This window comes from Cypionkella sp. PAMC25878 (assembly GCF_058135695.1).
This window is the reverse complement of record NZ_CM176871.1, coordinates 3,824,937-3,838,816: the sequence shown is the minus strand read 5'-3', so window position 1 is coordinate 3,838,816 and position 13,880 is coordinate 3,824,937. Positions and strand designations below refer to the sequence as shown.

Sequence of the window (13,880 nt, the reverse complement as noted above, 5' to 3'; positions counted from 1 at the left end):
ACGGGGCATGAGTCTGCCACCCGGTTTCCTTGACGAACTGCGCACCCGCGTCTCGCTGTCCTCGGTTGTGGGCAGGAAAGTGACGTGGGATCCGCGCAAGTCCAACCAAGGCAAGGGCGACATGTGGGCGCCTTGCCCGTTCCATCAGGAAAAATCCGCCAGCTTCCACGTCGATGATCGCAAGGGGTTTTACTATTGCTTTGGCTGCCATGCCAAAGGCGACGCGGTGACCTTTATCAAAGAAACCGACAACCTTGGCTTCATGGAGGCGGTCGAGGTTCTGGCGCGCGAGGCCGGGATGCCGATGCCTGCGCGCGATCCACGCGCAGCACAGGTGGCGGACAGGCGCACGCAACTGGTTGAGGTGATGGAGGAGGCGGTGAAGTGGTTCCGCCTGCAGCTGCGCACCTCTGCGGCATCCGAGGCGCGGGCGTATCTCGCCAAGCGCGGCCTGTCGGTGGAGGCGCAGGATCGCTGGGAGATCGGCTTTGCGCCGGATCAGCGGCAGGGGCTGTATCTGGCGCTGCGGCAAAAGGGCGTGGCGGATGATTTGATTGTGGCGTCAGGGGTTTGTGCCAAGCCGGATGATGGCGGCGCGCCTTATGACCGCTTTCGAGGGCGGATCATTTTCCCGATCCGCGATGGCCGGGGCCGGGCGATTTCCTTGGGCGGGCGGGCGATGGACCCGAACGCACGGGCGAAATATCTGAACGGGCCAGAGACTGAGTTGTTCGACAAGGGGCGCAATCTGTTCAACCATGCCCCGGCGCGGGAGGCTTCCGGCAAGGGTGCGGCTTTGGTGGTGGCCGAGGGCTATATGGATGTGATCGCGCTGTCGGAGGCCGGGTTCAAGGCCTCGGTCGCGCCGTTGGGCACGGCGGTTACGGAAGATCAGCTGCGGCTGATGTGGCGGATTTCGGATGAGCCGATCATTGCTTTGGACGGCGATACGGCGGGGATTCGGGCGGCGTTGCGGGTGATTGATCTGGCGTTGCCGCTGTTGGAGGCCGGGAAGGGTTTGCGCTTTGCCGTGCTGCCGGGGGGAATGGACCCGGATGATTTGCTCCGCGCGCAGGGGGCGGGCGCGATGAAAGCCGTGCTGGATCAGGCGGTGCCGATGGTCAAACTGCTGTGGCAGCGCGAGATTGAGGGCAAGCAATTTGACAGTCCCGAGCGCAAGGCCGCCTTGGACAAATCCCTGCGCGCGCATCTGAAGCGCATCGCCGATCCGTCGATCCGCAACCATTATGGCGAGGATATCAAGCAGTTGCGCTGGGAGTTGTTTGGGCAGCGTCCGCGCGCAGCCAGACCCTTCATCGCGCGCCAGCCGGGGCAGAAGGGGCGCTTTGAGTCGACGGTTGAAATGCCGCCTGTAGCGTCTACCAAGGATTCCATGCTCGCCGCTGCTCCCGAACGCGCCGAGGAAGTCTTGCGCGAGGCGGTGATTTTAGCGGTGCTGATTTTTCATCCCCGGCTGATCCGGCGCTTTGAATCTGCGCTGGAACGCATGGAGTTGATCGGAGACGGCCACCATGCCCTGCGGGGCCAACTGCTGATCGGGCATGATGCAGAGCCTGCCCAGCTTTATGACCAAATTCAGCAGGCAGCGCCCGCTGCCCTTGATGCGCTGCTCGCCCGCCCCCATGTTCAGATCGCACCGCCGGTCAGAAACCGCACCGACAGCGAGCTTGCCGAATTTTGCATTGCCGAGGCTCTGACGCATCTGGAAGCCAGCCGGGGCGCGCAGCGGGAGATTGCCGAGGCAATGGAGGATATCGAAGGTTTGGCCGATGAAGGCCTGACTTGGCGTCTGTCCCAAGCCAATGTGGCGCGGTTTTCGGCCTCTGCTGGCCCGAAAGGCAAAACGGCCGAGGCGGTTATGGCCAGTAATGGCGTGCAAATGGATAAGGACGAATTGGAAGGGGCTCGCAGCTTGTGGGACAGCATCCAGTTCTCTAAGGACGGCCCGAAGCGTTAGATCACGGGGATTTCACTGATTCGGCTTTCCCCCGCCGTGATTCGCGCTATTGATTCGAATTGATTGACTCTGATTCGCTACCACGACCCCGACCACCCGTTTTGACCTAGGAGCGCTCATGGCCTCGAAAGACACCGACGACGGCAAACCCGAAGCCGATGAGGCGGACGTTTCCCTTGATATGAGCCAAGCGGCCGTCAAGAAAATGATCGCCGACGCGCGTGAGCGGGGCTACATCACCTACGAGCAGCTCAACAATGTGATGCCGCCGGAACAGGTGTCGTCCGAGCAGATCGAAGATGTGATGTCGATGCTGTCCGAGATGGGCATCAACGTCATTGAAGATGAGGATGTTGAGGAAGGCGAGGCTGTGGTGGGCGGCGATCTGGTGGAAACCGGATCGGGCGCGCGCGATGTGGCCGTTGTTACGACGACGACCGAGGCACTGGATCGCACCGATGACCCGGTGCGGATGTATCTGCGCGAGATGGGCTCGGTTGAACTGCTGTCGCGCGAAGGCGAGATCGCGATTGCCAAGCGCATCGAGGCGGGCCGCAACACGATGATCGCCGGGCTTTGTGAAAGCCCGCTGACGTTTCAGGCCATTATCATCTGGCGCGACGAACTTTTGTCGGAAGACATTCTGCTGCGCGACGTGATTGATCTGGAGGCCACCTTTGGGCGGTCTTTGGATGGCGAGGAAGGTCTGGTTGGCGCTGATCTGGAAGGCGTCGATGTAGAGGCTGCTCCGCGTCGGACTGGTGGCGACGAACCGGAACTGGACGCCGATGGCAATCCGCTGATGCGCTCGGATGACGATGACGACGAGGATGATGGTACCTCGATGTCGCTGGCCGCGATGGAAGCGGCGTTGAAGCCGAAGGTTCTGGAAACGCTTGACCTGATCGCGCGCGATTATACCAAGCTGGCGGAAATGCAGGATCTGCGGATGTCGGCGACCTTGTCGGAAAAGTCGCGGTTCTCGGCCACCGAGGAAACCGCCTATCAGAAATTGCGCAGCGAAATCGTGGTGTTGGTGAACGAACTTCATCTGCACAATAACCGGATCGAAGCGCTGATTGACCAGCTTTATGGCATCAACCGCAAGATCATGGCGATCAACTCTGGCATGGTGAAGCTGGCCGATGCTGCCCGGATCAATCGTCGCGAGTTTATCGACGAATACCAAGGCTACGAGCTTGACCCGAACTGGCTGGACAAAATGGCCGCCAAAGCGGGCCGGGGCTGGCAGGCGCTGATCGAGAAAAGCCGCGACAAGGTGGAAGATTTGCGGGCTGAAATGGCGCAGGTCGGCACCTATATCGGCGTGGATATCTCCGAATTCCGCCGCATCGTGAACCAAGTGCAGAAGGGCGAGAAAGAAGCCCGTCAGGCCAAGAAAGAAATGGTTGAGGCGAACCTGCGTCTGGTGATCTCGATTGCCAAGAAATACACCAACCGCGGGCTGCAATTCTTGGATTTGATTCAGGAAGGCAATATCGGGTTGATGAAGGCGGTCGATAAGTTTGAATATCGCCGGGGTTATAAATTCTCGACCTATGCGACATGGTGGATCAGGCAGGCGATCACGCGCTCGATTGCCGATCAGGCGCGCACCATCCGTATTCCGGTGCATATGATCGAGACGATCAACAAGCTGGTCCGCACCGGTCGGCAAATGCTGCACGAAATTGGCCGCGAGCCGACACCGGAAGAATTGGCTGAAAAGCTGCAAATGCCGTTGGAAAAAGTGCGCAAGGTGATGAAGATCGCCAAAGAGCCGATTTCCTTGGAAACCCCGATTGGCGACGAAGAAGACAGCCAACTGGGCGACTTCATCGAAGACAAGAACGCGATCCTGCCGCTGGATTCGGCTATTCAGGAAAACCTGAAAGAGACGACGACTCGGGTTCTGGCCTCGCTGACGCCGCGCGAAGAACGTGTGCTACGGATGCGGTTTGGCATCGGGATGAACACCGATCATACGCTGGAGGAAGTTGGCCAGCAGTTCAGCGTGACTCGCGAACGTATCCGCCAGATCGAAGCGAAGGCTTTGCGCAAGCTGAAACACCCGAGCCGTTCGCGCAAGTTGCGGTCGTTCCTCGACCAGTGACATCGGTTGGCTTCATATCCAAAAGCGCGCCATGATCGGCGCGCTTTTTCTTTTTGTGCTGGGCATGCTGGGCTTCATGCAGGCTCCGGCATGGCTTATTTTGCCCTTTGCCGCCGCGATGGTCTTGATCTCGCGGTTTATTCCGCTGATCGGGCGCATCGGCTGGATGGGCAGGGCGATAATCTCATTGGCGATCACTGCAATGGTTTACGGTGTCGGGGCCTCGCTTGGCGCAGGGCCGTCGGGTTGAAATTTCTAAGGAATGGTAGGTCCGGAGGGACTCGAACCCCCAACCAAGGCGTTATGAGCGCCCTGCTCTAACCATTGAGCTACAGACCCATTCTGCCTTTGCCTATCAGATGCGGGGGCGGGGTCAAGGTTTGGGGTGACAAAACCGTGCCAGAGTGCGGCGCTTGCGTTGCGCGCGCGAGCCGGATGGCTTATGGGGGCGGCAACTGCCTTTCAGCTTGGGGAATCTGCGCATGAGTACCGGACACAATGGCCTGACCTATGCCGATGCGGGCGTGGATATTGATGCGGGCAATGCTTTGGTAGAGCGGATCAAACCTGCGGCAAAGCGCACGCAACGACCGGGCACGATGTCGGGTTTGGGCGGCTTTGGCGCGCTGTTTGATCTGAAGGCGGCGGGTTACACCGACCCGATTTTGGTGGCAGCGACGGATGGCGTGGGCACCAAGCTGCGGATTGCGATTGATACTGGCCGCGTTGACACCATCGGCGTTGATCTGGTGGCGATGTGTGTCAACGATCTGGTCTGTCAGGGGGCCGAGCCGTTGTTGTTCCTGGATTATTTCGCCACTGGCAAGCTGGACGTTGAGGAAGCGACGCGCATCATCAACGGCATTGCGGCGGGCTGTGAGGCGAGCGGTTGCGCGTTGATCGGTGGCGAGACCGCCGAGATGCCGGGGATGTATCACAAGGGCGATTTCGATCTGGCCGGGTTCGCGGTGGGCGCGATGGAGCGCGGGGCGGACTTGCCAGCGGGCGTCGTTGAGGGCGATGTCCTGCTGGGATTGGCCTCGAACGGGGTACATTCCAACGGCTATTCCTTCGTGCGCAAGGTAGTGGAATTGTCGGGGTTGGGCTGGGATGCGGCGTCGCCGTTCTCGGACGGGACATTGGGCGAGGCACTTCTGGCGCCGACGCGGCTTTATGTGAAGCAGGCTTTGGCTGCGGTTCGCGCTGGTGGGGTGCATGCCTTGGCACATATCACTGGCGGTGGTTTGACAGAAAACCCGCCACGGGTGATCCCGGAGGGGTTGGCGTGTGAGATTGATCTGTCGACTTGGGATCTACCGGGTGTGTTCCGGTGGCTGGCTGTGACCGCCAATATGAGCGAGCCTGAACTGTTGAAAACCTTCAACTGCGGCATTGGGATGATTGCGGTAGTGGCGGCTGATCGGGCTGAGGCTTTAAGCAATTTGCTGCGGGCTGAGGGGGAGACGGTTGTGGTTATGGGTCGCGTTGTTGCGGGCGAGGGCGTGATCTACAAGGGCCGTCTGCTGTGAAACGCGTCGCCGTCCTGATTTCTGGGGGCGGCTCTAACATGCTGGCACTGCTGCGCGATATGGTGGGGGATCATCCGGCGCGCGCGGTGTTTGTAGGCTCTAACGACCCAACCGCGCCGGGGTTGCTGCACGCGGCTGCGATGGGGGTCGCGGTGGCGGCGGTGGATCATCGGCCTTTTGGTCGGGATCGAACGGCGTTTGAAGCTGCTTTGCTGGAACCGATTTTGGCCTCTGAACCCGACATTCTCTGCCTTGCTGGCTTCATGCGGGTGTTGACGCCGGAGTTTGTACGCCGCTTTGAAGGGCGGATGCTGAACATTCACCCCTCGCTGTTGCCGAAGTATCCGGGGCTGCACACCCATGCCCGAGCTTTGGCGGCGGGGGATGCTGAGGCGGGTTGTTCGGTGCATGAGGTGACGGCGGAACTCGATGCCGGGCCGATTTTGGGCCAAGCGCGGGTTGCGGTTTTACCTGGTGACACTGAGGCCGATCTGTCGGCGCGGGTGTTGATGCTGGAGCATCGGTTGTATCCAGCGGTGTTGCGGCGGTTTGCGGCTGGGGATCGTAGCAGGCTGGACCTGTAACGGGGAGCCTTCTCGGGGGGCATCGAGCCCCCGCTCGAAGGCTTTGACGCGGGTTGTGGGACTTGAGTTTTTCCTGTGGCGTGGTGCGAGCTGTGGCTTGGGATGCCTCCGGCGGGAGTATTTCGAAAAGAGCAAAGGCTTGTTTGTTCGCGATTTGGCGAGGCAGCGCGGGTTTGGGGTGTCACCTTTGGCGTTGGGGCTGTGGCGCTGGAGCCTTCCTTCCTAGTATTTGGCTACCAGCAAGCGCTTGGGCTTTTCTTGCTCTGCAATGCTGCCTATAGCGGAAGGGCGGGATACCCCCGTGAGCCCTTTGCGAAAGACGCCCATGCGCACGATCACCACCACCGAAGACCTCGCCGCTTTTTGTGCAGCCGCGAAGTCAAAGCCCTTCGTCACCATTGATACCGAGTTTCTGCGCGAGCGGACCTATTGGTCAAAGCTGTGTCTGATCCAGATGGCTTTGCCCGGTAAGGATGGCGATGCGGTGCTGATCGACCCGATTGAGGGGTCTGCGATGTCGATGGAGCCTCTGTATGATCTGTTTCGCCACGAGGCGACGGTCAAGGTGTTCCATGCTGCGCGGCAGGATCTGGAAATCTTTTTCGTGGAAGGCAATGTGTTCCCGAAGCCGTTGTTTGACACACAGGTCGCGGCGATGGTCTGCGGCTTTGGGGAGCAGGTGGGCTATGAGACTTTGGTGAAAAAGATCGCCAAGGAGAATTTGGATAAAACCTCGCGGTTTACCGATTGGTCGCGCCGGCCGCTGACCTCGGCGCAGAGCGAATATGCTTTGGCGGATGTGACGCATTTGCGGGTGATCTATGAGTTTCTGGCCGCACAACTGGCGAAGAACGGGCGGCAGGCGTGGGTGGAGGAGGAGCTTTCGGTTCTGACGGATCCCGCGACCTATACTGTGCATCCCGAGGAGGCTTGGTTGCGGGTGAAGACGCGCACCACCTCGGGGCGGTTTCTGGGCGTGGTCAAGGAATTGGCGCGGTTTCGCGAAAAATATGCGCAGGGCAACAACGTACCGCGCAGCCGGGTGATGAAGGACGATGCCTTGTTGGAGCTGGCCTCGACCCGGCCGACCAATGTTGAGGAATTGGGCCGCTCGCGGTTGTTGCTGCGTGAGGGACGCAAGACCGAGATTGCCGAGGGGATACTGGCGGCGATCAAGGCGGGAATGGAGATGCGGCAGGAAGATTTACCGAAACCGGATCTCTCAAAAGATCAGATGCAGGTCAATCCGGCTTTGGCGGATTTGCTGCGGGTGTTGTTGAAGGCGAAATCCGAGAGTCTGGGTGTGGCGCCTAAATTGATCGCCTCTGCCTCGGATTTGGACGCGATTGCCGCCGGAGAGCGTAATCTGGAGACGCTGAAGGGCTGGCGCGCCGAGGCGTTTGGCGATGACGCGATGCGGCTCTGCCGGGGTGAGATTGCGCTGTCGGCGAAGGGCAATGACGTGCGGGTGGTGCGGATTTAACCCCGCACCCTCAGCTTACCTGCTGCTGGCGCGGGCATTGCTGGCACCTTGCACGACGATCTGATTGATCTGTTGCAGTTTGATGTCGGACAGGTTGTAGGCCACGGTAATCTCGCGCGATTGTTGGTTGACCACGGCTGCCGACCCCACGGGTGGGAAGACGTGGAATTCCAGCACCAGCGTGCCTTTTTCGTCCAACGGCTGCGGCACCAGTTCGGCACTCCAGAAGCCTTGCGTCGGCGGCAGACCGGTGGCACGCACAATCGCTCCGCCGGGATAGGACTCGATCTTCATCGACAGTACATCGGCGACCAGCGGGCGTGGATCGGCAGCGGCCTCAGTGCTGACTACTTCGGCAGGGGCCGAGCGTTTGAACCATTTGAATGGGTTCAGGCGGCTTGAAAAACCACCACAAGCGGTCATGGCGGTCAAAGCAAGAATGGCGATGGGCAGGCGAAAGCGCATATGGGCATCCCTTTGGCGTTACAAGATCGGTAGCCGATTGACGGCGGTTTGAAAAGCCCGCTTGGGCTGGACGTTTGGGCTGGGGCGCACTACCTCGGGGGGAGAGATGGAGAGACGCATGGCCACGCCCGCCTTTGAAGAAATCGCCGAGACCTTTGAGTTCCTTGATGACTGGGAGGAGCGCTATCGCCATGTGATTGATTTGGGCAAAGCGATGCCGCCGTTGGACGACAGCTTTAAGGTGCCCGCGCTGAAGGTTGATGGCTGTGCCAGTCAGGTTTGGCTGCGTCCGATGATCGCCGAGGGGCGGTTTGAGTTTCAGGGCGAGTCGGATGCGATGATCGTGCGCGGCTTGATCGCGGTGCTGCACGCGCTTTATGCGGGGTTGCCGCTGGCTGAGGTGGCACAGGTCGATGCCCATGCAGAATTTGGGCGGCTGGGGCTGAACGATCATTTGTCGTCGCAGCGCTCGAACGGGGTGCGGGCGATGGTGGAGCGGATCCGTAAAGTGGCGGCGGAGGCCTAGATCTTTTCGACTGCGGCCAGCGTCACCTTGTCGGGGTAGAAGGCGAGGTGGCCTGTGATCTGTTCCATGCCGGGGATTGGCGCCTCATAGGACCAGACGGCGTTTTCGAGCAGGCCTTGCGGCGTTTTGACCGCGTAATAGCTGCACAGGCCCTTATGCGGGCAGGTGGTTTCGCGCGTGGTTTTCACCAGCAGTGTCATATCAACATCGGCGCGCGGGATGTAGAGGACGGGTGGGTAGCTGCCCTCTTTCAGCTCAAGTGCGTTGCGGGTTTCGCCTAAGCGTTTGCCGCCCGCTGTGATGGTCAGCGGGCGATCTTGCGGGGTGATCGTAATGTAAGCCATGCGCGCCTCCTGCGGTTGGCAGAAGGGTAGCGCGATTTTTGGGCTTTACAATGCGGCGCAGGCGGATTGGCACCATGCGAGGGCGTCAGAGGACAGGCGGGGGGCCAGTTTTTCTAAGGTTTCGGCATGATAGGCGTCGAGCCAATTGCGATCACCGGGGGACAGTTCGGCGGTCAGGATCAGGCGGCGGTCGAAGGGCACGAAGGTCAGGGTTTCAAAGCTGAGCTGGCTGCGCTCATCATCGCCGCCGACGAGCTTGGGCGCGGGCTGCACCACGATCAGGTTTTCAAGCCGGATGCCAAACTCACCCTCGCGGTAATAGCCCGGCTCGTTTGAAAGGATCATGCCGGGTTCAAGGGGGACTTCCGAGATGCGGCTCAGCCGCTGCGGGCCTTCATGCACCGACAGGAAGGCACCAACGCCATGGCCGGTGCCGTGGTTGAAATCCTGCCCTGCCAGCCACAAAGCATAGCGCGCGAGGGGGTCAAGATCACGACCGGCATAGCCTGCGGGCCAACGCACACGGCTGATCGCGATGGTGCCTTGCAAGACGCGGGTGAAGCAGGCGCGGGCGTAGTCGCCGGGGTCGCCGACGGCAATGGTGCGGGTGATGTCGGTGGTGCCGTCGAGATATTGCGCCCCAGAATCCACCAACAGCAATTCATTGCGGCCAAGCGCGCGGTTGGACTCTTCCGTGACCCGGTAATGCATGATCGCGCCATTCGGGCCCGATCCGCAAATCGTGTCGAAGCTGATGTCATGCAGCACATTGGTGGCACGGCGGAAGCCTTCCAATGCGCGCACCACGTCAATCTCGGACAGGCCGCCTTTCGGGGTCTGTTGATCCAGCCAGCAGAGGAATTCTACCACCGCCGCGCCATCGCGCAGATGGGCTTCGCGCATGCCCTCGATTTCGGCGGCGGTTTTCTTGGCTTTCGGCAGACGGCAGGGATCGTCGCCCCAAGCCACGGCGAGGCCTGCCTCGGTCAGTTCGGTTGAGACGGCCAGTGGGGCGGTGCCACGATCGACCCGGACGGCACCCAGCAATGTGCGCAGGGCGGGCACGAAGGCCGAAACCGGGCGCAGCAGCACATCGCTGCCCAGATGGGCGCGGGTGGCATCGTCGAATTTCTCGGCATCGGCGAATAGAGTGACATGGGCATTTTCATGCAGGATGGCAAAGCCGTGCAGCACCGGATTGCGCGGCACATCCGCGCCTCGGATGTTCAACAGCCAACAAAGGCTGTCGGGCAGAGTGATCACCGCCGCTGTCTGGCCTGCCGCGTGCAAGCTTTCTGCCAGCCGCGCGCGTTTCTGCGCGCTGGTTTCCCCTGCAAGGCTGTCGGGATGCGCAAAGGCGCGGCCGAGCGGAGCCGTCGGTTGATCTGGCCAAATCCGGTCGATCTGGTTGGTGCAGGCGCGCAGGATCACCCCGGTGCCATCCAAAGCGACCTCAATCTTGGCAATTTCATCGGCGGTATGCAGCCATGGGTCAAAGCCCACCACACCCTCGGTCAGGTTTTGTTTCAGCCATGCCCCGGCGCTGATCTCGGGCCAAGGCACTGGGGTGAAATGCTCAAGGTCAACCTGACCCTTGACCTGCGTGCGATAGCGCCCGTCGATGAACACGCCCGCGATATTGGGGAGAACGATGCAAAACCCCGCCGATCCGGTAAATCCGGTCAGCCATTGCAACCGCTCATCCCGGGCGGCGACATATTCGCCCTGATGCACATCGGCGCGCGGCACAAGGAAGCCGGACAGCCCCTCGGTGGCCAGAACCTGACGCAAAGCCGCCAGACGGGCGGGGCCCTGCGCTGGCGAGGCGTGGGTGTCGAAGCTTTGAAACATGGTTGGTCCTCTGTGCTCAAATATCTTCGGATGCGCGCGGGTGAGCGGCCTTACCCGGCCCGACGCATCCCCAGCGCCTTAGCGCGTTTCCTTGGATCAACCTCAAACAGCCCGGCGAGTTGTTCGGTCATTGCCCCCGCCAGTTGTTCGACATCGGTGATGGTGACGGCGCGTTGATAATAGCGGGTCACGTCGTGGCCGATGCCGATGGCGATCAGCTCGACCGCCTTCTTGCGCTCGACCATGGCGATCACGTCGCGCAGGTGTTTTTCGAGGAAATTCGCGGGGTTCACCGACAGCGTGCTGTCATCGACGGGCGCGCCGTCCGAGATCACCATCAGGATGCGGCGGGCTTCGGGGCGGGCCATCATGCGGCGGTGCGCCCATTCCAGTGCCTCGCCGTCGATGTTTTCTTTCAAGAGGCCCTCTTTCATCATCAGGCCCAAGTTGGGGCGAACCCTGCGCCAAGGGGCGTCGGCGGATTTGTAGATGATGTGGCGCAGATCGTTCAGTCGACCCGGTTGTTGGGCGCGGCCCTGTGCCAGCCACCGCTCGCGGGATTGGCCTCCTTTCCAAGCCCGGGTGGTGAAGCCGAGGATTTCGACCTTGACCGAGCAGCGTTCCAACGTGCGCGCCAAGACATCGGCGCAGATCGCGGCGATGGAGATTGGGCGGCCGCGCATCGAGCCGGAGTTGTCGATCAAGAGTGTCACGCAAGTGTCGCGGAATTCGGTGTCTTTTTCCTGTTTGAAGCTGAGGGGGGTGGTGGGATTGGCGATGACGCGCGCCAGACGGCCCGCATCCAGCGTGCCCTCTTCCAGATCAAACAGCCATGAGCGATTTTGCTGGGCTTGCAGGCGGCGTTGCAACTTGTTTGCCAAACGGCTGACAGCACCTTTCAGCGGGTCCAACTGCTGGTCGAGATAGGCGCGCAGGCGTTCGAGTTCGGCAGGTTCGGCCAGATCCTCGGCTTTGATTTCTTCATCAAAATCCGTGGTGTAGACGGTGTAGTTCGGGTCTGCGTCGGAATAGGGCGCGGGGGGCGGGGGATCAAGCGGGGCTTCGCCTTCGGGCAGTTCGGCCTCGTCACCTTGCTCCATATCCGCCGAGTCTTCCATGGTGACTTGGGCTTGGGATTGGTCTTGCTGGTCTTCCTGCGATTGCTCGGGCGAGGCTTCGCTATCTTCCGAATCCTGCTCCTCGGATCCTTCCGAATCCGGTGCGTCTTGATCCTCTTGCGCTTCGTCGCCAGACTCGTCCTCGTCCGGCTGGTCGGGGTCGTCGCCTAGCTGGTCGCCATAGCCCAAATCCGCGATCACCTTGCGGGCGAGGCGGGCGAAGGCGGCTTGATTGTCCAGCACATCATCGAGATTGTTCAACGTACCCGAGGCTTGGCCCTCGATGAAGTCGCGCCACATCTCCATGACATTGGCGGCGCCTTTCGGCATGTCTCGGCCTGTGGCCAGATGGCGGACAAGGTAGCCTGCGGCGACGGAAAGCGGGGCATCCTCACGCTTGGTGATCTGGGAATAGCCTTTGCGATCCGCTTCATAGGCGATTTTGGCGTCAATGTTGCCAGCGGTGCCAGGCATGGCGCGGGCGCCGACGGCTTCGCAGCGGGCGGTTTCCATCGCGTCGTAGATTTCGCGCGCCAAGGGCCCGGTGGGGGCATATTTCGTTGCGGTGGATTCGTTATGAAACTTGCGGCGCAGCGCGAATGCGTCGGCGGTGCCACGGGCAAGCAGCACCTCGTCCCGCGTCATGCGGCGGCTGACTTGCGGCAGGCGGATGCCTTCTTTGTTCATGCCGGCCGGATCGACCGAATAGGTCACCGTCATTTCCGGATCGTTGGCCATGGTCTTTGTGGCCTCGGCGAGGGCCTTTTTGAACGGATCGGCGGGGTTGTCGGTGGGTTTGGTCATGATCCGTCCAAGTCGTAGGATGAGGTTTTGCCCCATCGCTTCGGGAAGGTGGGGTGAAACCCCACCCTACATTATTTCATCGCCATGCTGGCCGCAGACTCCGGCAGTTCTTCTGCAAAGCAGCGCTGGTAGAACTCGGCCACCGTCTGACGCTCCAACTCATCGCATTTGTTCAGGAACGACAGGCGGAAGGCGTAGCCTACGTTGCGGAAGATCTCGGCATTTTCGGCCCAGTTCAGCACGGTACGGGGCGACATCACGGTGGAAAGATCGCCGTTCATGAAGGCGGTGCGGGTCAGGTCGGCGACGGTGACCATCTGGCTGATCACCTTGCGGCCTTTCTCGGTGTTGTAGTGCGGGCGCTTGGCCAGAACGATGGCAGCTTCGGCGTCGTGGCTGAGGTAGTTCAGCGTCGCGACCAGCGACCAACGGTCCATCTGGGCTTGGTTGATCTGCTGGGTGCCGTGGTAAAGGCCTGTGGTGTCGCCCAAGCCCACGGTGTTCGCGGTGGCGAACAGGCGGAAGGACGGGTGCGGGGTGATGATTTCGTTCTGATCCAGCAGCGTCAGCTTGCCGTCATGCTCCAGCACGCGCTGGATCACGAACATCACGTCGGCGCGGCCTGCGTCGTATTCATCAAACACGATGGCTACGGGGTTGCGCAAAGCCCACGGCAGGATGCCTTCGTGGAACTCGGTCACCTGCTTGCCGTCGCGCAACTTGATCGCGTCTTTGCCGATCAGGTCGATGCGGGAGATGTGGGAGTCGAGGTTCACCCGCACCGTCGGCCAGTTCAGCCGCGCGCCGACCTGTTCGATATGCGTCGATTTGCCGGTGCCGTGATAGCCTTGGATCATCACACGGCGGTTGTAGGCGTAGCCTGCCAAAATCGCCAAAGTGGTGTCGGGGTCGAATTTATAGGTAGGATCAATCGCAGGCACCCGGTCGGTGGCTTCGGCAAACCCTTTCACCTTCATGTCGGTGTCGATGCCAAAGACCTCGCGAACCGAGATTTCTTCGGTGGGTTTCATAATCGTATCTGCCATTTGCCCGTCGCCCATATCAAACTGGCGGGCTTTGGCCCG

General features: G+C 60.8%; 12 protein-coding genes and 1 tRNA gene. 7 read left to right on the top strand and 6 right to left on the bottom strand.

Going from position 1 to position 13,880, the window contains the following annotated elements; genetic code table 11:
• Positions 1-7 precede the first annotated feature (7 nt).
• From dnaG to ACS5RD_RS18845, 3 genes are all read left to right on the top strand, one after another.
• Positions 8-1,978, top strand: a complete 1,971-nt coding sequence (gene dnaG / locus ACS5RD_RS18855) for a DNA primase (RefSeq protein ID WP_489928662.1) — start codon at positions 8-10, stop codon at positions 1,976-1,978.
• 118 nt (positions 1,979-2,096) lie between these two features.
• The gene (gene rpoD, locus ACS5RD_RS18850; protein ID WP_489928661.1) at positions 2,097-4,091 is read left to right on the top strand and encodes an RNA polymerase sigma factor RpoD; all 1,995 of its coding nucleotides are present in this window, start codon (positions 2,097-2,099) and stop codon (positions 4,089-4,091) included.
• Positions 4,092-4,122: 31 nt separating this feature from the next.
• Positions 4,123-4,341, top strand: coding sequence for a hypothetical protein (locus ACS5RD_RS18845; protein ID WP_054007951.1), 219 nt, complete (start codon positions 4,123-4,125; stop codon positions 4,339-4,341).
• Positions 4,342-4,354: 13 nt separating this feature from the next.
• Here ACS5RD_RS18845 and ACS5RD_RS18840 read toward each other — a convergent pair.
• A tRNA-Ile gene (locus ACS5RD_RS18840) sits at positions 4,355-4,430 on the bottom strand.
• A gap of 143 nt (positions 4,431-4,573) precedes the next feature.
• Between ACS5RD_RS18840 and purM the strand changes: the two genes are divergently transcribed.
• From purM to rnd, 3 genes are all read left to right on the top strand, one after another.
• Complete coding sequence (purM, locus tag ACS5RD_RS18835) at positions 4,574-5,620, top strand: phosphoribosylformylglycinamidine cyclo-ligase (RefSeq protein WP_489928660.1); 1,047 nt, start codon at positions 4,574-4,576, stop codon at positions 5,618-5,620.
• The gene (purN, locus tag ACS5RD_RS18830) at positions 5,617-6,204 is read left to right on the top strand and encodes a phosphoribosylglycinamide formyltransferase (RefSeq protein WP_489928659.1); all 588 of its coding nucleotides are present in this window, start codon (positions 5,617-5,619) and stop codon (positions 6,202-6,204) included. The genes purM and purN overlap by 4 nt, the downstream gene beginning before the upstream one ends.
• Before the next feature lie 325 nt (positions 6,205-6,529).
• Positions 6,530-7,687, top strand: coding sequence for a ribonuclease D (gene rnd, locus ACS5RD_RS18825; RefSeq protein ID WP_489928658.1), 1,158 nt, complete (start codon positions 6,530-6,532; stop codon positions 7,685-7,687).
• A 15-nt stretch (positions 7,688-7,702) separates the two neighbouring features.
• On the opposite strand, the gene ACS5RD_RS18820 is transcribed toward rnd, so the two are convergent.
• A complete protein-coding gene (locus ACS5RD_RS18820; RefSeq protein WP_489928657.1) occupies positions 7,703-8,152 on the bottom strand; it encodes a hypothetical protein in 450 nt (149 codons plus the stop codon).
• 118 nt (positions 8,153-8,270) lie between these two features.
• Here ACS5RD_RS18820 and ACS5RD_RS18815 point away from each other — a divergent pair, with 118 nt between their 5' ends.
• Positions 8,271-8,678 (top strand): SufE family protein, encoded by a 408-nt coding sequence (locus ACS5RD_RS18815; RefSeq protein WP_489928656.1) that lies wholly within the window; start codon positions 8,271-8,273, stop codon positions 8,676-8,678.
• Here ACS5RD_RS18815 and ACS5RD_RS18810 read toward each other — a convergent pair.
• The 4 genes from ACS5RD_RS18810 to cobS form a co-directional block, all read right to left on the bottom strand.
• Positions 8,675-9,022, bottom strand: coding sequence for a DUF427 domain-containing protein (locus ACS5RD_RS18810; RefSeq protein ID WP_489928655.1), 348 nt, complete (start codon positions 9,020-9,022; stop codon positions 8,675-8,677). The two genes, ACS5RD_RS18815 and ACS5RD_RS18810, sit on opposite strands and share 4 nt — an antisense overlap.
• Positions 9,023-9,067: 45 nt before the next feature.
• A complete protein-coding gene (locus tag ACS5RD_RS18805) occupies positions 9,068-10,873 on the bottom strand; it encodes an aminopeptidase P family protein (RefSeq protein ID WP_489928654.1) in 1,806 nt (601 codons plus the stop codon).
• A 50-nt stretch (positions 10,874-10,923) separates the two neighbouring features.
• The gene (gene cobT / locus ACS5RD_RS18800; protein WP_489928653.1) at positions 10,924-12,795 is read right to left on the bottom strand and encodes a cobaltochelatase subunit CobT; all 1,872 of its coding nucleotides are present in this window, start codon (positions 12,793-12,795) and stop codon (positions 10,924-10,926) included.
• Positions 12,796-12,866: 71 nt separating this feature from the next.
• Positions 12,867-13,841: a cobaltochelatase subunit CobS gene (gene cobS, locus ACS5RD_RS18795; protein WP_162232912.1), complete on the bottom strand. Its 975-nt coding sequence runs from the start codon at positions 13,839-13,841 to the stop codon at positions 12,867-12,869.
• Between the last annotated feature and the right edge of the window lie 39 nt (positions 13,842-13,880).

What these genes read in the sequence shown, in the direction of transcription:
- cobT (WP_489928653.1), bottom strand. Translation starts at nt 12,795, where the DNA reads ATGACCAAACCCACCGACAACCCCGCCGATCCGTTCAAAAAGGCCCTC.
- purM (WP_489928660.1), top strand. Translation starts at nt 4,574, where the DNA reads ATGAGTACCGGACACAATGGCCTGACCTATGCCGATGCGGGCGTGGAT.
- ACS5RD_RS18815 (WP_489928656.1), top strand. Translation starts at nt 8,271, where the DNA reads ATGGCCACGCCCGCCTTTGAAGAAATCGCCGAGACCTTTGAGTTCCTT.
- ACS5RD_RS18820 (WP_489928657.1), bottom strand. Translation starts at nt 8,152, where the DNA reads ATGCGCTTTCGCCTGCCCATCGCCATTCTTGCTTTGACCGCCATGACC.
- ACS5RD_RS18845 (WP_054007951.1), top strand. Translation starts at nt 4,123, where the DNA reads ATGATCGGCGCGCTTTTTCTTTTTGTGCTGGGCATGCTGGGCTTCATG.
- ACS5RD_RS18810 (WP_489928655.1), bottom strand. Translation starts at nt 9,022, where the DNA reads ATGGCTTACATTACGATCACCCCGCAAGATCGCCCGCTGACCATCACA.
- rnd (WP_489928658.1), top strand. Translation starts at nt 6,530, where the DNA reads ATGCGCACGATCACCACCACCGAAGACCTCGCCGCTTTTTGTGCAGCC.
- cobS (WP_162232912.1), bottom strand. Translation starts at nt 13,841, where the DNA reads ATGGCAGATACGATTATGAAACCCACCGAAGAAATCTCGGTTCGCGAG.
- dnaG (WP_489928662.1), top strand. Translation starts at nt 8, where the DNA reads ATGAGTCTGCCACCCGGTTTCCTTGACGAACTGCGCACCCGCGTCTCG.
- ACS5RD_RS18805 (WP_489928654.1), bottom strand. Translation starts at nt 10,873, where the DNA reads ATGTTTCAAAGCTTCGACACCCACGCCTCGCCAGCGCAGGGCCCCGCC.
- rpoD (WP_489928661.1), top strand. Translation starts at nt 2,097, where the DNA reads ATGGCCTCGAAAGACACCGACGACGGCAAACCCGAAGCCGATGAGGCG.